Here is an 18773-nt window from a genome sequence, read left to right as displayed (position 1 = left end):
GGGCCGCCTCGTCGCGGCGCGAGAGGATGCGCTGCGCGAGTCCGGCCTCGCGGAACGGCGCGCCGGGGCGCAGGTCGGGCGGCTCGCCCTGGAGCACCGGCGCGAGGCGGAGCGCCGCGAGATCCTCGACCGGCTCGACGCCCTCGCGACCCGCGGCGACGCAAGCCTCCCGTAAGCCAGGGCCGCTACAAGGCCGCGATCCGCATCCCGCGGGGACCCGGCCGACGATTCGCCCGAGGATTTGCCGATGAGCATCAGCCCGCCCTCCGACATCGTCCTCGACGTCGCCCGCGCAGCCGAGCCAGCGCGGGTCGAGGCCGCGGCCGCCAAGCTCGCGCTGCCCGGAGACCCGGCGGCCTTCACGGACGCGGTGCGGGCCGCGAGCGCCGCGCTGCACATGCCGCTCGACGCGCGCGGCACCCTGACCGGCCTCCAGAACCAGAGCGCGTTGCACGGCCCCGCGGCGGACCCCTACCGGAAGTTCGAGGGCCTCGTCCTGCAGCAGTTCGTCGAGGCGATGATGCCCGAGAAGTCCGAGACGGTGTTCGGCAAGGGCAATGCGGGCGGCATCTGGAAGTCGATGCTCGCCGAGCAGATCGGCGAGCAGATCGCCCGGGCCGGCGGCCTCGGCATCGCCAAGATGCTCGGCAAGGCCCACCCCGCCGGGGCTCCCGCCGCCTCCGCCGCGCCGAAGGACTGACCCGCGATGCTGCTCGATTCCCTGAAGCGGCTCGAGGCCACGATCGAGGCCGAAACGGAGGCGCTGCTCGCGCGCCGCGCCGTCGACCACGAGGCCGTGAACCGGCTGAAGAGCCAGAGCCTGCTCGAACTCACCCGGCTCTCCCGCGGCATCGACCCGGGGATGCTCGACGCGGTGGCGGCGATCCACCTCGCGCGCCTGCGCGACAAGCTCGCCCGCAACCAGGAGGTGGTGGCCATGCACCTGCGCGCGGCCGAGGAGATCGGCGAGACGGTGGCCGCCGCCGAGCGCGAGGCGGAATCGGACGGCACCTACACCGCCCGGATCGGGCGCTGAGGCGGCGCCATGCGCGTGCTGCTCACCGGCCTCTGGATCTGTGCCGTCACGATCCTGTCCTGCTACGGGGCCGTGACCTGGGGCGGCGGCGTCTTCGCGAAGAAGACCGAGCCCTATCTCGAGGGGCTGCAATACCAGAAGCTCGCCCCGATCAACGTACCCATGATCGCCGACGGAAAGGTGCAAGGCTACGTGGTCACGGTGCTGGTCTTCACGGCGGACGCGAAGCTGATGCACACGCTGCCGGTGCCACCGAACGCCTTCGTGGTCGACGAGGCCTTCCGGCAGATCTACTCCGATCCCGAGATCGATTTCCGAAAGCTCGCCAAGTACAACATCAACAGGCGCCTCGCGGAGATCCGCGCCCGGGTCAACGAGCGTCTCGGTTCCGACGTGGTCAAGGACGTCCTCGTGGACGAGATGAACTTCGTCGCGAAGCGCGAGGTGCGCTCGTAGAGTCCCTTCGGTGATGTCGCCCTCGCCCTGAAGAGGGCCCGAAGCGCTTCCGGGCGGCCGCCGAGCCCTCACGCCCCGGCGAGAAATCGCATCAGTGTCTCCCCCGCGAGGAGCCGGTTCAGGCGCTCTTCCGCGCCGTTCTCCACGACGATCAGGAGGCCGCCGCAGACGCTGTCCCGTCCCGTGAACGCGTAGCGCAGCACGTTTCCCGGCCGCAGACCCCCGCCGCCGCGGGCGAGGAAGCCCTCCATCGTGCCGGGCCGGCCGTCCCGGCCGCACAGGATCTCGACGCCGGCCGCCGCGCCGTCGAGCGCGAGCGGCACGAGAGCGAGGCGCCGTCCCTCCGCCTGCGCCAGCACCCGCCGGGGATCGGACAGGGCCAGCACCGCGTCCGGGGCGAGGTGCGCGCGGCCCGCGAAGGCCAGGGGTCCGCGCCCGGCGAAGCGGTCGATCACCGCGACGCCCGCGAGGTCGTCGAGGAGCACGAAGGTTCGCACGTGCCGCAGATCCGGGCCGTGCACGGAGGTTCCGATGGCGTGCGCGCTCCCGCCGTCGAGGGCGAGCGAGCCGAGGAGCCGGCCGCGCCCCGCCGCGGGCTCCGCGCCATCCAGGATCGCCACGTTGTGGGCGCGGGCCGAGAGGAGGTAGTGGCGCGCCGGTCCCGTCTCGGCCTGCTCAGAGCCCCCCGCCTCGACGATCCAGCGCCGGGACTGCGCGGCGAAGACGAAGGAGCCGCAATCGGCGTGGCCCTGCGGAGATTGTCCGGGGAAGGTGCAGGCGAAGTGGCTCCAGCCCCGCTCCGGACCGTCCGCCCGCGCCGCGAGGGTGCCGGCTTCGGCATCGATCGCCGGGCCCGGCGCGGGGACGGCGTCGAGGCGGGCGACGAGGGCCTGCCCGGCCGAGAGGCGGGCGAGCCAGGCGCCGTGATCGATCCCGGCGGGGCTGTCGCCGAAGGGCGGCAGGCGGCCTGTGGGATCGAGGAGGGCGGAGAGGGCGGGCAGCGCCGCCGCGACCCGCCCGGCGATCTCCGGCCCGGGCGCCGCCCCGTCGAGGGCGGCGGCGAGCGCGCGGCCGAGGGTCAGGACTTCGAGGCGGCGGTGGAGCGCGGGCTCGGACAGGGCCGCGGGGAAGCTCCCGGCGAGGGCCGTCCGGGCCAGGCTGTCCCAGTAGGACGCCAGCGGCAGGCGCGGCAGCGCCCGGGCGATGCCCGTGAGGGCGGCAGCCGCCCGAACCTGCAGCAGCGAGTGGCTGAGGGTGCCCTGCCCGACGATCTCCGCGAGGGCGAACCCATGCCGGACGATCTCGCCGACGAGGACGTCCGCCGCCTCGGCCTCGAGGGGGGCCGCGAGAAGGTCCGTCAGCGCGTCGGCGCGCGTCGCGAGCGCCTCCGGGTGCAGGCTCAAGGGGTCGGCCGGCTGGCCCCAGGGATTGGCCCGCGACCATCCCACCGCGAGGCGGATCGCGAGATCCCGTCCCGCGGTTCCGGCTGCCTCCGCTGGGGGGCGCAGCCCGGCGAGCCAGGCCAGCGACTGGTATTCGAGGCGCCAGGCCACGGAGCGGAACGGGTCCTCCCGCCACTCGGGCGCCGCCGGCAAGGGCCAGTCCGGCTTGCCCGCGAGGCGCAGGGCGAGGGCGCCGTCCTCCGGGATCGGGACAGGCCGCGCGAGGCCCTGCAGGGTGCGCAGGGCGAGAAGGGCGCGCGGGGCCGCCGCGGCCTCCGCCTGATCGGGGACCCAGGCAGCTCGGGCGCCCGGCGGCAGGCCGAGCGCCGCCCCGAGCCGTTCGAGGAAGCCCGGCGCGTCGAGGACGTCGTCCCCGCACAGGCTCTCCAGGCGGAGATCGTCCTCGAGCGCGATCTCGGGCGCGGCGAGGAGGTCCACCGCGTCCCGGGCGTCGGCATCCTCCCAGCGCTCGAACGCGACCGTGACCGAGGCCGCGCCCGGCGGCGGCTTCAGGTTCAGGGTGAAGCGCCGGGTCTGCTGGTGGGCTCCGAGGTTGATGACCGCGCCGAAGCCCGGCACCGAGACCGTGTCCGGGTAGGGCGGCGCGATCGATGCGCCCTCCGCGTCGGCGTACGCGATCCGGGCGCGGGCTGCGTGCTCGTCGGGGCGCGCGGCGTAGATCTGCCCGCGCAGGACGAGGCCGGCGCCCGGCACCAGGTCGAGGCGCAGCGGCTCGGCCTCGGGTCCGAGGCGGCGCGGGCGCGTCCCGGGCGCGTCGTCCCGGTCCGGCGCCTGCCGCAGCCGCGCGTCGACGATCGTGAACGGATGCGTGTTGCGCCACGAGCGGACGGTGACGGCGAGATGGCAGGCGGGCGCCGGGACCCGGAAGGCGATGCGCAGGGCCGCCGTGCGGGTGCGCGCGCTGCCGGCCGGCTGGTAGGCCGGCCCGGGGATCCAGGCGCTGTGCGGGTCGAGGAGGCTGCGCGCGAGGCCCGGCACGTGGTCGAGGTCGAGGCCCGATCCGTCCGCGGCCAGGAAGTCGAACCCGACGAGGGCGAAGTCGAGGGCGTGGCCCGCCTCCTCCTCGGCATCCCAGGCGATCCGCGCCTCCAGGCTGCACCACGCCTCCGAAGCGACCCCCTCGAAGTCGAGCACCGCCCGCGACCAGCGGTTCCTGGCCGCGATCAGGTGCTCGCCCGCGCCGGGGCCGGGCGCCGCGCCGCCGGCGTGGCGGAACGACACCGGCAGCAGATCCGTCGCGGCAGGCGGCTCTTCCGGATGCATGGGCTCACGGCGCGGAGGGGACGGCAGGTGCGGAGTCCGCGCGGGGCAGTGAGGGCGGCCTCCGGCCTCTGTCAAGGCAGCGCCAGCCTCGGGCAAGATTGCGCCCGTAGACCCGTCCCCATGGGATGGCCCGCGGTGGGCGGCCCGGTGGGGAGGCGTTCGCGTGACGGGAGTGTACCTGTTCGACCTCGCCTCGCAGCACGCCCGCTACCTGGGGGTGCGGCAGGCGACCATCGCCGGCAACGTCGCCAACGCGAACACGCCCGATTACCGGGCCCGCGACGTGATGCCGTTCGCGCAGGTGCTCGCGCGGACGGGCCTGGAGATGGCGGCCACCGCGAGCGCGCATCTCGAAGGAGAGGGCGTGCGCGTTCCCGTGCGCACCACCGAGGCCCGCGACGGCTGGGACGTGCTGGAGACCTCGAGCTCCGTCAGCCTGGAGCAGGAGATGCTCAAGGCGAGCGACGTCTCCCGCGAGCACAATCTCGACACCGGCGTCGTGAAGTCCTTCCACCGGATGCTGATGGCGGCCGTGAGGGGCGGCGCATGATCGATCCTCTGCTCTCGGCGAGCCGGCTCGCCAGCGCCGGGCTCGAAGCGCAGTCCCTGCGCATGCGCGTGGTGTCGGAGAACCTCGCCAACGCCCAGTCGACGGGCGAGGCGCCGGGCGCCGACCCCTACGCGCGCAAGACCGTCACCTTCCGGGCCGAGCTCGACCGCGCCCTCGGCGCCGCCTCGGTGCGGGTGCGCGAGATCGGCACCGACACCGCCCCGTTCCGGACCGAGCACGACCCGTCGAGCCCGGCCGCCGACCCGAACGGCAACGTCAAGCTGCCGAACGTGAACATGCTCGTGGAGATGGCCGACATGCGCGAGGCCAACCGCTCCTACGAGGCCAACCTCCAGGTGATCAAGCAGGCCCGCGCCATGGTGGCCAGCGTCATCGACCTTCTGAGGACTTGAGCAACCGATGATCGAGGCACTCGCGTCGCTCTCCGCCTTCGACAAGGCCGCCCTCTCCCGCGTCGAGACGGCACCCGTATCGAAGGCCGCCCTGTCCGCCGCGCCGGGTCTCGGCGTCGCACCGGCCGCCGGCAGCCCGGCGGATTTCGGGGAGATCATGGCCCAGTTCGCCTCCGGCGTGCGCACCTCCTTGCGCACCGGCGAGGCGACGGCGATCGCCGGCATCCAGGGCAAGGCCACGGCCCAGCAGGTGGTCGAGGCCGTGATGTCGGCCGAGCAGAGCCTCCAGACGGCCGTGGCGATCCGCGACAAGGTCGTGGCCGCCTACCTCGAACTGAGCCGCATGGCGATCTGACCGGCGATCTGAGGAGAGAACACCGATGAGAGCGCTCGCCGTCGCCGCCACGGGCATGTCCGCCCAGCAGCTCAACCTCGAGGTCATCGCCAACAACATCGCCAACCTGAACACCACCGGGTTCAAGGGCGCGCGGGCCGAGTTCACGGACCTGCTCTACCAGGCCGAGCGCCTGCAGGGCGTGCCGAACCAGGCCGGCCAGGAGGCGATTCCCGAGGGCGCCATGCTCGGCCTCGGCGTGCGCGCGGCCGCGATCCGCAACCTCCACCGGCAGGGCTCGCTCGGCAACACCGCCAACCAGCTCGACCTCGCGATCAACGGGCGCGGCTACTTCCAGATCACGAACCCGAACGGCGAGATCAACTACACGCGCGCCGGCTCCTTCAACAAGAACGCCGCCGGGCAGCTCGTGACGCTCGAGGGCTACACGGTCGATCCCGCGGTGCTGATCCCGCAGAACGCCGTCGACGTGGTCATCAACCAGTCGGGTCAGGTCTTCGCCAAGATCGAGGGCCAGGTGCAGCCGCAGAACATCGGCCAGCTCACGCTCGCGAACTTCGCCAACGAGGCAGGCCTGGAGCCGCTCGGCAACGGCCTCTACCGGGAGACGCCGGCCTCCGGCCAGCCGGTCGTCGGCAACCCCGGCGACGTGAGCTACGGCAAGATCCAGCAGGGCTACCTCGAGGGCTCGAACGTCGATCCGGTCAAGGAGATCACGAGTCTGATCACCGCCCAGCGCGCCTTCGAGATGAACTCCAAGGTGATCCAGGCCTCCGACGAGATGGCCGCCACGATCTCGAAGGGCATCCGCTAGCCGGCCCGACCCGACAGGCCGCGGGGCTCGTCCCCGCACGGCCGCTCACCCCTGGCGCGTCCCCACACCATGCTCATCCCCCTCGCCCGCCGCCTCGCCGTCCTCCTGGTCCTCGCCGCCGGCCCCGCCGCCGCGGCGCCGGACGAGCTCGTCCTGCCGGTGCCGGCCGTCACGATCTACCCGGGCGACACGATCAGGGAATCGATGCTGCGGCTGCAATCCTACCCGCAGACCTTCAGGGCCCGCGGCGCGGTGATCGACGCGCCGCTCGCCATGGTCGGGCGCACCGCCCGCCGCATGCTGCTGCCCGGCGAGCCGGTGCCGGTCAACGCCGTGGACGATCCCCGCCTCGTCAGCCGGGGCGCGCCGACCCAGATGATCTTCGAGGAGAACGGGCTCGTCATCACCACGGTCGGCGCCCCCCTGCAGAACGGCGGCCTCGGCGAGACCATCCGCGTGCGCAACACGGATACGGGCCGCATCGTGCTCGGCACCGTGACGGCGGACGGCCGCATCCGCATCGGCGCCCAGTGATGCGCGCCCGCCTGATCGCCCTCCTGCTCGGCCTCATGGCCGGCATCGGCCTCGCGCTCCTGGCGGGCCCCGCCGACGCCGGCACCCGCATCAAGGACATCGCGACGCTCAAGGGCGTGCGCGACAACCAGCTCTTCGGCTACGGCCTCGTCACGGGCCTGCAGGGCACGGGCGACACCCTGCGCAACGCGCAGTTCACCGAGCAGTCCCTGCAATCGCTCCTCGACCGGCTCGGCATCAACGTGCGGGACGCCCGGCTGCGCACCCGCAACATCGCCGCCGTGATGGTGACGGCTGATCTCCCGCCCTACACGGGCCAGGGCTCGCGCATCGACGTCACCGTGACCTCGCTCGGCGACGCCACCTCGCTCAAGGGCGGCACCCTTCTGATGACGACGCTGACGGGGGGCGACGGCCTCGTCTACGCCGCCGCGCAGGGCCCGCTCGCGGTCTCGGGCTTCACGGTGCAGGGGCAGGCGGAGCAGCTGACGCAGGGGGTGCCGACGGCCGGCCGCATCCCGAACGGGGCGCTCATCGAGCGCGAGGTGCCCGGCAGCTTCCGCGACCTGCCCGAGCTCGTGTTCGAGCTGAAGAACCCCGACTTCAAGACGGCTATCCAGATCGCAGACGCGATCAACGCCTACGCGCTGGCCCGCTTCCGCCACCGCATCGCGAGCCCCCGCGACCAGCGCGCCGTTGCGATCCAGCGCCCCCGCGAGATGGCGCAGACCCGGCTGGTGGCCGAGATAGGCGACCTGACGATCGAGCCCGACACCCCGGCTCGGGTCGTCGTGGACCAGCGCACCGGCACCGTCGTGATCGGCCGTAACGTGCAGGTCTCGACGGTGGCGGTCACCCACGGCAACCTGACGGTCCGCGTCTCCGAGGCGCCCGAGGTCTCGCAGCCCGCCCCGTTCTCCCGCGGGGAGACCACGGTGGTGCCGCGCACCGAGCTCGCCGCCCGCGAGGAGCCGGGCAAGCTCGCCATCCTGCGCGGCTCCGACCTGCAGACGCTGGTGCGCGGCCTGAATTCCGTGGGCCTGAAGCCCTCCGACATCATCGCGATCCTGCAGGCGGTGAAGACCGCCGGCGCCCTCCAGGCGGAGCTCGTCGTCCAGTGACCGCCCGGCTCCTCCTGGCGTGGCTGGCGCTCGCCGGCCCCGCGCTCGCCGCGGGCGGGCCGGCGAACGACCCGGCCAAGGACGCGGCCCTCAAGGCCATCGCCGCACGCGACGCCGCGCGGGAGCCCGGTGCCCAGGATTTCGTGAAGGAGCCGGGCAGGGCCGGCTACTGCGCCAACATCGCGGACGCGGCCGCCGACGCCCGGTTCGCCTGGCAGAAGGAGCAGCTCGCCGCCCTGGAGCGTCAGGTCGAGGAGCGCATCCGGCGCCTGGAGGAGAAGCGGGCCGAGTACGAGACGTGGCTCACGCGCCGCAACGAGTTCCTGGCCAAGGCCGATGCCGGCGTCGTCGCCGTCTACGCCAAGATGAAGCCGGACGCGGCCGCGCTCCAGCTCGCCAACATGCCCGAGGACGCCGCCGCCGCGATCCTGACGAAGCTCAACCCCCGCGCGGCGAGCGGCATCCTCTCCGAGATGGAGGCCTCCCGCGCCGCCGGGCTCGCCCGAACCATGGCCGAGACCGGCCGCAGGGTGGAGGGCGCGCGGGAGCCTCTCAAGGGACCCGCCGCCGAACCCGCCAAGGACAACGGGAAATCGTGATGACGCGCCTCCTCCCGGGCGGCCTCGCCCTCGCCGTCGCCCTGAGCCTCGGCGCCTGCCAGAGCCGCCTCGACGAGATCGGCCGCCCGCCGATCCTCACGCCGATCGGCACCGGCCTCACCGCGCCGCGCGGGCCTCTGCCCACCACCTTCGGCGCCTACGGGCCGCGCCACGGCTACCACTCGACCTTCTCGCCCCAGAGCGCCGAGCTCTATCAGGACCCCCGGGCACGGGCGGTGGGCGACGTCATCACGGTCAGCATCGTCATCAACGACAAGGCGCAGTTCGACAACGCGAGCGAGCGCTCGCGCAGCCAGAAGTCGAGCCTCGGCTTCGATTTCGGCTACGGAGTCGGCGGCCTCAAGGACGCGGCGACGGCCGACACGGGCATCCGCTCCGGCACCGAGACCAAGGGCCAGGGCTCGATCGACCGCTCGGAGAACCTGCGCCTGTCGGTGGCGGCCGTCGTCACCGAGGTCCTGCCGAACGGCAACGTGCTGATCTCGGGCTCGCAGGAGGTGCGGGTCAACAACGAGGTCCGCGTGCTCAACGTCGCCGGCATCGTGCGCCCGCGCGACATCTCCCGGCGCAACACGATCGACTACGACAAGATCGCCGAGGCCCGCATCTCCTACGGCGGCCGCGGCCGCATCACCGACGTGCAGGGCCCGACGGTCGGCCAGCAGATCTTCGAGACCGTCGCGCCCTTCTGAGGGCGCGCGAGCGGGCAGGGTTGAACGATGGCGGACAAGGCAACCCCGAAGACGGGCGGCAAGGGCTGGATCGGGGCGCTCGCCCTGGTGACCCTCGTGGCGGTCGGCACCGGCGGCGCGCTCGGCGTCTACCTCCTGTCGAGCGTCGAGCAGTCGGTCGACGCGCGCAAGCGCGACGAGGCCGACAAGGCCGTAAAGGTCCTGGCCTATACGGGCGATCTCGGCCTGCGCAGCGTCGGCTCGGTGGTGACGAACCTCACCGAGTCCGGCGACGCCTGGGTGCGGGTCGAGTCGTCCGTCGTGTTCAGGGCGGGCAGCCTGCCCAATCCTGACGTGACGCTCGCCGAGATCCGCGCCGACGTGATGGCCTACCTGCGCACGGTCTCGCTGGCCCAGATCGAGGGCGCGAGCGGCCTCCAGCACCTGCGCGAGGATCTGAACGAGCGCGTGGCGCTGCGGACGAAGGGCGCGGTGCGCGAGCTCATCGTCGAGTCGGTGGTGGTCCAGTGAAGGCGTTCCGGTCGGGGCCGCGCGGGCGGCTGCTTCTCGCAGGTCTCCTCGGCGCCGCCGCGCTGCTCGGCGCCGCCATGCTGCTCGGCTCCACCGCCGCGCAGGCGCAGGGGGGCGCTCCCGGCGTCACCGGCGTGCCCGGCCTCGACGCGCTGCTGCCCCCCGGCAACGGGGCCGCGAGCGGGCGCATCCTCCAGCTCGTGGCGCTGCTCACCGTCCTGTCGCTGGCGCCGGGCCTCCTCGTGATGATGACGAGCTTCACCCGCTTCGCGGTGGCGCTCTCCTTCCTGCGCTCGGGCCTCGGCCTGCAGAGCACGCCCGCGAACCTGTTCCTCGTCAGCCTGTCGCTGTTCATGACCTTCTACGTGATGGCCCCGACCTTCGACCGGGCCTGGAACGAGGGCGTGCGACCGCTTCAGGAGAACCGGATCGGCGAGGAGGAGGCCTTCGCCAGGATCGCCGAGCCGTTCCGAGAGTTCATGGCCGCCCAGGTCCGTCCGAAGGACCTGCAGACCTTCACGGACCTGGCGAGCCGCAACTTCCCGAAGGCCGAGGCCGGCGAGAAGATCGACCTGCGCATCCTGATCCCGGCCTTCATGATCTCGGAGCTGCGCCGCGGCTTCGAGATCGGCTTCCTGATCGCGCTGCCGTTCCTCGTCATCGACCTGATCGTCTCCACGATCGTCATGTCGATGGGCATGATGATGCTGCCGCCGACCGTGATCTCGCTGCCCTTCAAGGTGCTGTTCTTCATCCTGATCGACGGCTGGAACCTGCTCGTCGGCGGGCTGGTGCGGTCCTTCTTCTGACCGCGCAATCCCCGCGCAAGGCTGGCGGGCGAGAAGGCTCCCCGAACGTCGTCTGACCCGTAGCGGGATTGCGCCAGGATGTCCGGTCGCGAGCAAGCCGAGAGGCTGTGGAGCAACATCGTCGAGCTGGGGCCGCGCCGGCTCGCCGCCCTCGGGCTGATCGGCCTCGTCGTGTTCCTGGCGGTGGGGCTCGGGGCCTACTACCTGAGCCGGCCCGCGCAGGAGCCGCTCTACACCGGCCTGTCGCGCGAGGACGTGGCGCGCATCGGCGGCGTGCTCAAGGATTCGGGCATCCCCTTCGACGTCAGCGCCGATGGCACGGCGGTGCTCGTCGCCTACGGCAACACCGCGCAGGCCCGCATGCTGCTCGCCGAGAAGGGCCTGCCGCAGAGCGCGAAATCCGGCTACGAGCTGTTCAACGACCTCGGCTCCCTCGGCATGACCTCCTTCATGCAGGAGGTGACGCGGGTGCGCGCGCTGGAAGGCGAGCTCTCCCGCACGATCCAGGGCATGAAGGGCGTGCGCGCGGCCCGCGTCCACATCGTCCTGCCGGACCGCGGCTCGTTCCGGCGCGACCAGCAGCCGCCCTCGGCCTCCGTGGTGGTGCGCACCGAGCCCGCCGACGACGTCAGCGGCGCGCAGGCGATCCGCCAGCTCGTGGCCTCCGCGATCCCCGGCATGAAGCCCGACCGCGTCACGGTGATCGGGGCGGACGGCACGCTGCTCCTGTCGGGCGACGACAACAGCCTCGCGCCGTCGGGCAAGATGGCGAGCCTCGAGAAGGTCGTTGGGCGCGAGGTGCAGGACAACATCCGCCGCACGCTCACCCCCTATCTCGGCCTCGGCAATTTCGAGGTGAGCGTCGCGGCCCACCTCAACACCGACAAGACCAGCACCAACGAGACGATCTACAACCCGGACCAGCGCGTCGAGCGCTCGACGCGCTCGGTTCGGGAGAGCGAGACCAGCCAGAACCGCAACGCCCAGCGCCCGACGACCGCCCAGCAGAACCTGCCCGACCAGCGCACCCGCTCGGACGGCAACGACCAGTCGAGCAGCGAGACCTCGAAGAAGGAGGATCTCACCAACTACGAGATCTCGCAGAAGACGATCCAGACGGTGAGCGACGGCTACGCCATCCGCCAGCTCTCCGTGGCGGTGCTGGTGAACCGCGCCCGCCTCGCCGCCCTCGCGGGGCCCGATGCCCCGAAGGCGGGGATCGATGCGCAGATCGGCGAGATCGAGCAGCTCGTCGCCTCGGCCGCGGGCTTCAGCAAGGAGCGGGGGGACAACGTCAAGGTCGCCGCCGTCGGCTTCATCAACGACGGCCAGCCGCTGGAGCCGGTGCCCCCCTTGAGCCTGTCCGAGGTGATGCTGCGCCAGTCCGGCACGCTCATCAACGCGGGCACGATCCTCGTCGTGGCGGGGCTCCTGATCTGGTTCGGCCTGCGGCCCGCGCTGCGCGCCATCCTCGCCGCACCGGAGACGGCGCAGGCCGAGAGCGTGGCCCTGGTGCCGGGCGCCCCCGGCAGCCCGGCCCTTCCGCCCGGCACCGCGGCGGGCCTCGCGCCGGAGACCGCGGCGCTCGCCGCCCCAGGCGTGCCCGACGCGCCCCAGCTCGCCGCGCCCGCGGCGATGGCGAGCCTCATCGAGGACATGGCCGACAAGATGGGCCGCTCGCCCCAGAAGCGGCTGGAGCAGATGATCGAGCTGGACGAGGAGCAGGTCGCTGCGATCCTCAAGCGCTGGCTGATGCGTGAGGAGCCCGCCTGATGCAGGCCGTGCTCGCCCGCCACCTGCCGGATTTCTCCGCGCCCGGCCCGGCGCCCGCGCCGCCGCCCCCCGCGCGGGCGGTGTTCCCGGTGGCCCCCGTCCCGAACCCGGCGACCGACACCTTCGCCGATCCCTGGATCGGCCTCACGCGCTCCGGTCCCGGATCCGCTCCGGCCGAGCCGCCGGAGGACCGCGAGGCGCTCCTGCGCGAGGCGGAGGCGCGGGGGCGCGCCCGCGGCCTCGCCGAGGCGGAGGACCGGCGGGCGGCGGAGGAGGCGGCCTTCGCCGCGCGCTTCGAGGCCGAGCGCCGCCGCTGGAGCGAGACGGAGGCGGAGGCGCTCGCCGCCGGCTTCTCGGCGGCTCTGCGCGCCCTCGACGCGAGCCTGACGGAGCGCATCGCGCGGCTCCTCGCGCCCGTCCTCACCGACGCCCTGCGGCGGCGGGCGCTGAGCGAGCTCGGCGCCGCCCTGTCGCGGCTTCTGGCCGACCCGCACCACGCCGCGATCCGCGTGAGCGGGCCGCAGGATCTCCTCGACGGGCTCGCCGCCCGGCTCGGGCCGCTCGGGGCCGCCGTCGCCTTCGCGCCCGCCGACCTGCCCGAGGTTCAGGTCAGCGCCGACCAGACGGTGATCGAGACGCAGCTCGGCGCCTGGACGCGCCTCCTCTCGGCCGCGATCGAGGAGGCCTGAGCATGGCGGAGGGCGGCCACCACGAGATCATCATCGTCAAGCGCCACGGCGACCACGAGGACGGCCATCACGGCGGCGCCTGGAAGATCGCGCTCGCCGACTTCATGACGGCGATGATGGCCCTGTTCCTGGTGATGTGGCTCATCAACTCGACGAGCAAGGAGCAGAAGCAGACCATCGCCGAGTACTTCAACCCGGTGAAGCTCGCCGAGGTCACCCACGACCGCAAGGGCCTGCGCGACCCGCACGACACGCCCTCCGAGCCGGGCGCCGAGGGCGGCAAGGCCGACACGAAGGGCGACAAGGCCGAGGCCGCCGGTGCGCCGGGCAGCCGCGCCCGCGAATCCGCGCTGTTCCAGGACCCGTACGCGGTGCTGGCCAAGCTCGCGGCGGAAGCCGAGCGGTCCGATGCCGCGAGCGCCGACGCGGCGGGGCCCGAGACCGGCCAGCCGGGCATCAGCGGCGGCGAGGCCGCGCGCGACCCGTTCGACCCGCTCTACTGGCAGGTCGAGCCCCAGCCGCGCCACCGAACCGACCGCCCGGGCGCCGTCAACACGGTGGCCGCGGCTCCCAGCGAGCGGCGGCTCGACGCGCGCGGCCAGGTCGGGCGCGACCAGCCCGCGCGGGCGCAGGAGCGGGAGCCAGCCAAGGACGCCAAGGAGGCCGGCAGGGCGCCGAGCCTCAAGGTCGCGACCGCCGATCCGACGTCGCTCTCCCTGCAGGAACCTCCGGCCTCCGAGCCTCCCGGAGCGCCGATCGCCCGGGAGCAGCCGGCCAAGGATGCGACGGCCAAGGATGCGGCCAAGGACGTGCCGGCCAAGGACGTGCCGGCCAAGCCACCGGAGGCCGACGCCAAGGCCGCCGAGACCGCGGCCGTCGCCGCCATCAAGGCGGAGATCGCGCGCGCCGTGCAGCCTCTCGGCACCGGCGCGCCGGCGCCGCGCGTCGAGGTCCGCCGCACTGGCGAGGGCGTCCTGATCAGCGTCACCGACGAGGTCAACTTCAGCATGTTCGGCATCGGCTCGGCGGAGCCGACGCCGAAGGTGGTGCGGGCCCTGGAGCGCATCGCGCAGGTTCTGAAGGCGCGGCCCGGCCGCATCGTCGTTCGCGGCCACACGGACGGCCGGCCCTTCCGCTCGGAGACCTACGACAACTGGCGCCTCTCCTCGGCGCGGGCCCAGATGGCCTCGTACATGCTGGTGCGCGGCGGCGTCGACGAGGCGCGGGTGGAGCGCATCGAGGGCTACGCCGACCGCCAGCCGCGCAATGCCGCCGACCCGAAGGCCGCCGAGAACCGCCGCATCGAGATCCTGCTGCGGGGCCAGCCGGAATGACGGCGTGCCTCCCGATGCCCGGCAGGCGGAGCGGCGCGGCCGTCGCGCTCGTCCTCTCCGCCCTTCTCATCGCCGGGCCGGCCGATGCGGCCGGCGACGGCCACGGCGGCGACGGGCCGGGGCCCGCCGCGGCGCCCGTCGAGCCGCTGCCCGTGGCGCCGCGCGGGCTGCCCGTCGAGCTGGTGCGCACCCTGCAGCTCCTGCAGGACCGGATCGCCCGCGGCTCGACGCAGGCGCATCTCGCGCAGCGCCAGCTCCTCGGGCACATCGAGGAACGCCTGCTGGCCGCCGCGCCGGAGACCTGGACGTCGCCCGAGAACGTCCGCGCGGCGGTGGCCTTCGCCCTCGGCGGCGGCGGCCCGGCTGTGCTGCGGCGGATGAACGAGGGCAGCCGCGTCGCCGACGGCGAGGCGGGTCTCGTCCTCGGGGCGATCGCCTATCTCGACGGGCGCGAGCGGGAGGCGCGGGCGCACCTCTCGCGCTACGACGCCCGCGCGATGGGACCGGGACTCGCCGGGCAACTCGCCCTGACGCAGGCCGCGCTCGCCGTGCGCGAGGCGCCGCGCCAGGCGATCGAGCTCCTCGACCTCGCCCGGCTCCTGGCCCCCGGCACCCTGGTCGAGGAGGGGGCGCTCCGCCGCGAGATCTTCGTGCTGGCGCAGGGAGGCGACGCGCGGCGCTTCGAGGCCCTGTCGATCCAGTACCTGCGCCGGTTCCGGCGCTCGGTCTACGCGGGCAATTTCCGCCAGCGCTTCGCCGCCGCCCTGACCCGGCTCGATTTCGGCAGCGAGCCGGCCCGCGTGGTCCGGCTGGAGCGGATGCTCGCCGAGATCGAGCCCGAGGGCCGGCGCGACCTCTACCTCCTCGTCGCCCGCGCCGGGCTCGAGCAGGGGCGGCGGGAGACCGCGATCTTCGCCGCCGAGCGGGCGGCCGGCCTCGCCGATCCGGAATCCCGCGCCGCCGCCCAGGCCCGCCTCTACCGGGGCGCCGCCCTGATCGTCGCGGACGGGCGCTTCGAGGAGGGCCAGGAAGCCCTGCGCGCCATCGAGCGGGATCTCCTGCCCGAGGCCGACGCGACGCTCCTCGACGCGGCCCTCTCCACCGCGGCGCAGATCCGCACGCCGGCCGAGCCCGCGGCGCGGCGGCCGGAGCCGGCCGAGGGGGCCGGTCCCCGCGCCGTGCCGACCCCCGCCTCGATCGCCCGCGCGCAGGAGGCGGTGGCGCGCATCGACCGTCTCATCAACGGGAGCGACCCGTGACCCCCCTCGACACGATGCTGCCCGGCATCCGGCAGCGGCCGGAGGCGGGCCTCGGCCGGCCCGCGCCCGAGACCGGCGCGGAGGAGACCGCCGGGTTCGGAACGCTCCTCGGCGACCTCGCGGAGGCGCGGACCGGGGACGCGGCCGATCCCGCGCGGGACACGGAGGGGCGGGAAGAAGCGGCCGCAGCGCCGCCCGGGATGCCGCGCCCGGACGCGGCGGGCGCGCTTCTCGCGCTGCTGCCCGTCGCGCCGGCCGGCGCGGCGGCCATCGCCGCGTCCGCGCAGCAGGACGGGCCGGCCGACCTCACGACTCTCCTCGCGCGCGCCGTCCCGACGCCCGGCCCGGTTGCCGCCCTGGCAACGGCCGCGGATGCCGGCCTCGCCGCGCTGATGGAGCGGGCCTCCGCGCCTGCGGCGGGAGCGCCCCCTATCCTCGGGGAGCGGCCGGCACTGTCGGTCCTCGCGCGCGAGACGCATTTCGCGCCCGTAGCCGCGGCCGGTGCACTCCCGGGTCCGCGGACGTCCTCGGCGGGCGCGCCGGATCCTGAACCCGCCGCGGCCGCCGAGCAGGCGCGCCTCGCCGCGCTCGCGCAGGCGGGCGGATCCCGCCCCGCCGCCGTCCAGGGCGCGCAGCCCCGGATCGAGACGGTGCCCGGACCGGTACCGGCAGCCGGGCCGGCGGGCACCGGCCCGAAACCCGGCTCACCTCCGCAACCGGAGGGCGAGGCCGGCGCCGACGTGCCGGTGTGGGCCGGAAGCCGGGAGGCCGCGGCTGCCCGCCCCGTCGCCGCGCCCCGGCCGGCGGTCGGTGACGCGCGCGAGGGCCGGCAGCGGACCGCTCCCCAAGACGGGATGACCTCCGTCGCCGAGCCCCCGGTGCGGTCCGACGAGGGCGGCGGCACGGCCTCCCCCGCGCCATCCGTCTCCACGGGAGCCCCGGCCGCTCCGGCCCTGCCCTCGGCCACGCTCCGGCAGATCGCGGACGCGGTCGCCGCCACCCCCGCCGCGCCGGGCGCGGTGCCCGAACCCGGTCAGGGCCGCGCGGACGGGCCGGTGCGCCTCCTCACGCTCCAGCTCAAACCGGACGAGCTCGGCTCGGTGCTGATCCGGATGCGCCTGCAGGACGGGCGGCTCGCCATGGATCTGCAGGCGAGCCGGGACGAGACGGCGGAGCTGCTGCGCAAGGACGAGCACCGCCTCGCCGAGCTCCTGCGCGCGGCCGGCTACCGGCCGGAGATCGTCAGCATCCAGGCGGCCGGTTCCGAGATGGCTCAGGCCGGCCGTGGCCAAGGGCAGGCACAGGGGCAGCCGCACGGAAGCCCGCAGAGCCAGCAGCCGGGGCAGGGATCGGCCTTCCAGGCGATGGCCGGCGGACAGAACCAGGGCGGATCGACGCCCGACCAGCCGGCCGGCCGCCAGCCGCCGGCACGGGACGAGGAGCCGGCCGCGCGCCGGGACGAGGGACATGAGACGCATCCTGGCGAGCGCCGTCGCGGCGGCGTGTATCTGTAGCGGCCCGGCCGCGGCGAACGTGTGCGAGCAGCAGATGGCCCAGGCCGCGGCCAAGCACGGGGTGCCGCTCGGCATGCTCTACGCCGTGGGGCTGACCGAGAGCGGCAAGCGCGGCTCGCTGCAGCCATACGCCATGAACATCGCGGGAAAGGCCTATTTCGGGACGAGCGCGGCGGACGTCGTGCGGCGCCTCGCGCAGGCTCAGGCCGAGGGCGTGCGGCTGGTCGATCTCGGCTGCATGCAGATCAACCACCATTACCACCGGGCGAGGTTTCCCTCCATCGAGGCGATGATCGACCCGCGCCAGAACGTCGAGTACGCGACGCGCTTCCTCAAGGAGCTGAAGGAGCGGGAGGGGAGCTGGACCCTCGCGGTAGCGCGCTATCACGCCGGCCCGAACAACAATCCGGCGCAGAAGGTCTACGTCTGCCGGGTCATCACCAACATGGTGGCGACGGGCTTCGGCAACTGGACGCCCGGCGCCCGGAGCTTCTGCCAGCCGGCGCCGGCTCAGCCGACGTAGGTGTAGCCGATGTAGCGCTTGGCCTCGATCGGGTCGTAGCCGAGCCGCTGGCTGAGCTTCTTGCGCAGCTTGCTCACGTGGCCCTCGACCACGCTCTCCTCGACGCCGTTGCTGTAGACGCCGTAGACCACGTTGAAGACCTGGGCCTTGGTCAGGCGCCGGCCCCGGTTTCGCACGAGGTATTCGAGGATGTGCCGCTCGCGCCGCGGCAGGGGGAGGGGCACCCCGTCGACCTCGGGATCCCGCCCGTCGAAGAACACCTTCAGCCGCTCGGGCGCGGCCTCCGCCTCGCCGGCCTGCGGCAGGCCGCCGTTCACGCGGCGCCAGATCGCCTCGGATCGGGCCAGGATCTCGCGCACGTGCACGGGCTTGGGCAGCACGTCGTCGATGCCGGCATCGAACAGAACCAGCGTCTGCTCCAGGGAGCGCACGTCGGCCAGCGCGATGATCGGCGCCCGCGAGTGCTTGCGGATGAAGCTGGCGCAGCGGGCGCGATCCTCGAAGTCGCCGAGCAGAAAGCCCTGGATCGCGTCGATGTCGCTCGCGGAGGCTGCGGCGATCCAACTCTCGAACTCCTCGGGGGAGAGGCCGAAGGAGGAGACGCCCTCGCGCTCGAAGCTCGCCCGGTAGCCCGCGTTCACCGATTCCCTGGCGTCGACCAAGAAATACATCTGTTCAATCCCCGCGGGAGGACGATATTTGTGCGCCGTCTCCGAGCAATTGGCCAAAATTTGCTAACATTTGTCGAGGCCGGACAGAAATTGCTCAGAAAGCTGCAGTGAAATGTATCGGATCGACTGTCGATGATCTGCGATTCGCATGCCTTCGATCCATGTCGGCATCGTTCGCGGCGGTCAACGTCCGGGAACGCGTCCGGATCACCGCGCCTACGTAGATTCCGCGAATGCCGCCCATGTGTGGGATAAAAGACCCGGTCCACAGAATGCCAGGGACGGGCACTGCCGCCGCCGGGCTGGGCCGATTTCGGCCGACAGCGCTCGGAGGGCGGAGCGGATGGTCCGCGCACGTAACCGGCGCGCGGGCG

21 protein-coding genes are annotated in these 18773 nt (G+C 73.6%); 19 read left to right on the top strand and 2 right to left on the bottom strand.

Annotated features, from left to right (window positions below):
• Window positions 1-247: 247 nt before the first annotated feature.
• Genes MOX02_RS06125 through MOX02_RS06115 form a run of 3 tightly spaced genes read left to right on the top strand, consistent with a single transcriptional unit; the run spans window position 248 to window position 1492 of the window.
• Window positions 248-700, top strand: a complete 453-nt coding sequence (locus tag MOX02_RS06125; protein ID WP_147024909.1) for a rod-binding protein — start codon at window positions 248-250, stop codon at window positions 698-700.
• A gap of 6 nt (window positions 701-706) precedes the next feature.
• Window positions 707-1036 carry a flagellar protein FlgN gene (locus MOX02_RS06120; protein WP_147024908.1) on the top strand — a complete coding sequence of 110 codons (330 nt, stop codon included), beginning with the start codon at window positions 707-709 and terminating at the stop codon, window positions 1034-1036.
• Between the two features lie 9 nt (window positions 1037-1045).
• A complete protein-coding gene (locus MOX02_RS06115) occupies window positions 1046-1492 on the top strand; it encodes a hypothetical protein (RefSeq protein ID WP_147024907.1) in 447 nt (148 codons plus the stop codon).
• 68 nt (window positions 1493-1560) lie between these two features.
• Here the strand turns inward: MOX02_RS06115 and MOX02_RS06110 are convergent, their stop codons facing one another.
• Window positions 1561-4176 carry a heparinase II/III domain-containing protein gene (locus tag MOX02_RS06110; RefSeq protein ID WP_238178903.1) on the bottom strand — a complete coding sequence of 872 codons (2616 nt, stop codon included), beginning with the start codon at window positions 4174-4176 and terminating at the stop codon, window positions 1561-1563.
• Window positions 4177-4381: 205 nt separating this feature from the next.
• On the opposite strand from MOX02_RS06110, the gene flgB reads away from it, so the two are divergent.
• The 16 genes from flgB (at window position 4382) to MOX02_RS06030 (ending at window position 17728) form a co-directional block, all read left to right on the top strand.
• Window positions 4382-4768 (top strand): flagellar basal body rod protein FlgB, encoded by a 387-nt coding sequence (gene flgB, locus MOX02_RS06105; protein ID WP_147024905.1) that lies wholly within the window; start codon window positions 4382-4384, stop codon window positions 4766-4768.
• Complete coding sequence (flgC, locus tag MOX02_RS06100; RefSeq protein WP_147024904.1) at window positions 4765-5181, top strand: flagellar basal body rod protein FlgC; 417 nt, start codon at window positions 4765-4767, stop codon at window positions 5179-5181. The genes flgB and flgC overlap by 4 nt, the downstream gene beginning before the upstream one ends.
• Window positions 5182-5188: 7 nt before the next feature.
• Entirely contained in the window at window positions 5189-5536 is a 348-nt protein-coding gene (gene fliE / locus MOX02_RS06095) for a flagellar hook-basal body complex protein FliE (RefSeq protein WP_147024903.1), read from the top strand.
• Window positions 5537-5561: 25 nt separating this feature from the next.
• A complete protein-coding gene (gene flgG, locus MOX02_RS06090) occupies window positions 5562-6350 on the top strand; it encodes a flagellar basal-body rod protein FlgG (RefSeq protein ID WP_147024902.1) in 789 nt (262 codons plus the stop codon).
• Window positions 6351-6419: 69 nt separating this feature from the next.
• Entirely contained in the window at window positions 6420-6884 is a 465-nt protein-coding gene (flgA, locus tag MOX02_RS06085; RefSeq protein ID WP_147024901.1) for a flagellar basal body P-ring formation chaperone FlgA, read from the top strand.
• Entirely contained in the window at window positions 6884-8005 is a 1122-nt protein-coding gene (gene flgI, locus MOX02_RS06080) for a flagellar basal body P-ring protein FlgI (RefSeq protein WP_147024900.1), read from the top strand. The genes flgA and flgI overlap by 1 nt, the downstream gene beginning before the upstream one ends.
• Window positions 8002-8604, top strand: a complete 603-nt coding sequence (locus MOX02_RS06075) for a MotE family protein (protein ID WP_238178907.1) — start codon at window positions 8002-8004, stop codon at window positions 8602-8604. The genes flgI and MOX02_RS06075 overlap by 4 nt, the downstream gene beginning before the upstream one ends.
• Complete coding sequence (gene flgH / locus MOX02_RS06070) at window positions 8604-9317, top strand: flagellar basal body L-ring protein FlgH (RefSeq protein ID WP_147024899.1); 714 nt, start codon at window positions 8604-8606, stop codon at window positions 9315-9317. The genes MOX02_RS06075 and flgH overlap by 1 nt, the downstream gene beginning before the upstream one ends.
• Window positions 9318-9344: 27 nt before the next feature.
• Window positions 9345-9827: a flagellar basal body-associated FliL family protein gene (locus MOX02_RS06065; protein WP_147024898.1), complete on the top strand. Its 483-nt coding sequence runs from the start codon at window positions 9345-9347 to the stop codon at window positions 9825-9827.
• Between the two features lie 77 nt (window positions 9828-9904).
• Window positions 9905-10636 (top strand): flagellar type III secretion system pore protein FliP, encoded by a 732-nt coding sequence (fliP, locus tag MOX02_RS06060; protein WP_147024922.1) that lies wholly within the window; start codon window positions 9905-9907, stop codon window positions 10634-10636.
• A 78-nt stretch (window positions 10637-10714) separates the two neighbouring features.
• On the top strand, window positions 10715-12409 hold the full coding sequence (gene fliF, locus MOX02_RS06055; RefSeq protein WP_147024897.1) for a flagellar basal-body MS-ring/collar protein FliF: 1695 nt from the start codon (window positions 10715-10717) through the stop codon (window positions 12407-12409).
• Entirely contained in the window at window positions 12409-13098 is a 690-nt protein-coding gene (locus MOX02_RS06050) for a hypothetical protein (RefSeq protein WP_147024896.1), read from the top strand. Before fliF ends, MOX02_RS06050 begins: the two co-directional genes overlap by 1 nt.
• A gap of 2 nt (window positions 13099-13100) precedes the next feature.
• Window positions 13101-14432: a MotB family protein gene (locus tag MOX02_RS06045; RefSeq protein WP_147024895.1), complete on the top strand. Its 1332-nt coding sequence runs from the start codon at window positions 13101-13103 to the stop codon at window positions 14430-14432.
• Window positions 14433-14446: 14 nt separating this feature from the next.
• Window positions 14447-15691, top strand: a complete 1245-nt coding sequence (locus tag MOX02_RS06040) for a MotC family chemotaxis protein (RefSeq protein ID WP_147024894.1) — start codon at window positions 14447-14449, stop codon at window positions 15689-15691.
• Entirely contained in the window at window positions 15688-17205 is a 1518-nt protein-coding gene (gene fliK, locus MOX02_RS06035; RefSeq protein ID WP_147024893.1) for a flagellar hook-length control protein FliK, read from the top strand. The genes MOX02_RS06040 and fliK overlap by 4 nt, the downstream gene beginning before the upstream one ends.
• Window positions 17159-17728 carry a transglycosylase SLT domain-containing protein gene (locus MOX02_RS06030; RefSeq protein WP_147024892.1) on the top strand — a complete coding sequence of 190 codons (570 nt, stop codon included), beginning with the start codon at window positions 17159-17161 and terminating at the stop codon, window positions 17726-17728. The genes fliK and MOX02_RS06030 overlap by 47 nt, the downstream gene beginning before the upstream one ends.
• Here the strand turns inward: MOX02_RS06030 and MOX02_RS06025 are convergent.
• Window positions 17716-18399 (bottom strand): response regulator transcription factor, encoded by a 684-nt coding sequence (locus MOX02_RS06025; protein ID WP_147024891.1) that lies wholly within the window; start codon window positions 18397-18399, stop codon window positions 17716-17718. The two genes, MOX02_RS06030 and MOX02_RS06025, sit on opposite strands and share 13 nt — an antisense overlap.
• Between the last annotated feature and the right edge of the window lie 374 nt (window positions 18400-18773).

This window comes from Methylobacterium oxalidis (genome assembly GCF_007992195.1).
GTDB classification, from domain to species: Bacteria; Pseudomonadota; Alphaproteobacteria; order Rhizobiales; family Beijerinckiaceae; genus Methylobacterium; species Methylobacterium oxalidis.
This window is presented reverse-complemented; position numbering and strand designations above follow the sequence as displayed.

Excerpts from the sequence above, each read along its gene's own strand:
- MOX02_RS06025 (WP_147024891.1), bottom strand. The coding sequence starts at position 18,399 with ATGTATTTCTTGGTCGACGCCAGGGAATCGGTGAACGCGGGCTACCGG.
- MOX02_RS06050 (WP_147024896.1), top strand. The coding sequence starts at position 12,409 with ATGCAGGCCGTGCTCGCCCGCCACCTGCCGGATTTCTCCGCGCCCGGC.
- fliP (WP_147024922.1), top strand. The coding sequence starts at position 9,905 with ATGCTGCTCGGCTCCACCGCCGCGCAGGCGCAGGGGGGCGCTCCCGGC.
- MOX02_RS06040 (WP_147024894.1), top strand. The coding sequence starts at position 14,447 with ATGCCCGGCAGGCGGAGCGGCGCGGCCGTCGCGCTCGTCCTCTCCGCC.
- flgC (WP_147024904.1), top strand. The coding sequence starts at position 4,765 with ATGATCGATCCTCTGCTCTCGGCGAGCCGGCTCGCCAGCGCCGGGCTC.
- flgI (WP_147024900.1), top strand. The coding sequence starts at position 6,884 with ATGCGCGCCCGCCTGATCGCCCTCCTGCTCGGCCTCATGGCCGGCATC.
- fliE (WP_147024903.1), top strand. The coding sequence starts at position 5,189 with ATGATCGAGGCACTCGCGTCGCTCTCCGCCTTCGACAAGGCCGCCCTC.
- MOX02_RS06125 (WP_147024909.1), top strand. The coding sequence starts at position 248 with ATGAGCATCAGCCCGCCCTCCGACATCGTCCTCGACGTCGCCCGCGCA.
- flgG (WP_147024902.1), top strand. The coding sequence starts at position 5,562 with ATGAGAGCGCTCGCCGTCGCCGCCACGGGCATGTCCGCCCAGCAGCTC.
- MOX02_RS06115 (WP_147024907.1), top strand. The coding sequence starts at position 1,046 with ATGCGCGTGCTGCTCACCGGCCTCTGGATCTGTGCCGTCACGATCCTG.
- MOX02_RS06065 (WP_147024898.1), top strand. The coding sequence starts at position 9,345 with ATGGCGGACAAGGCAACCCCGAAGACGGGCGGCAAGGGCTGGATCGGG.
- MOX02_RS06030 (WP_147024892.1), top strand. The coding sequence starts at position 17,159 with ATGAGACGCATCCTGGCGAGCGCCGTCGCGGCGGCGTGTATCTGTAGC.
- fliF (WP_147024897.1), top strand. The coding sequence starts at position 10,715 with ATGTCCGGTCGCGAGCAAGCCGAGAGGCTGTGGAGCAACATCGTCGAG.
- MOX02_RS06045 (WP_147024895.1), top strand. The coding sequence starts at position 13,101 with ATGGCGGAGGGCGGCCACCACGAGATCATCATCGTCAAGCGCCACGGC.
- flgH (WP_147024899.1), top strand. The coding sequence starts at position 8,604 with ATGACGCGCCTCCTCCCGGGCGGCCTCGCCCTCGCCGTCGCCCTGAGC.
- MOX02_RS06120 (WP_147024908.1), top strand. The coding sequence starts at position 707 with ATGCTGCTCGATTCCCTGAAGCGGCTCGAGGCCACGATCGAGGCCGAA.
- flgA (WP_147024901.1), top strand. The coding sequence starts at position 6,420 with ATGCTCATCCCCCTCGCCCGCCGCCTCGCCGTCCTCCTGGTCCTCGCC.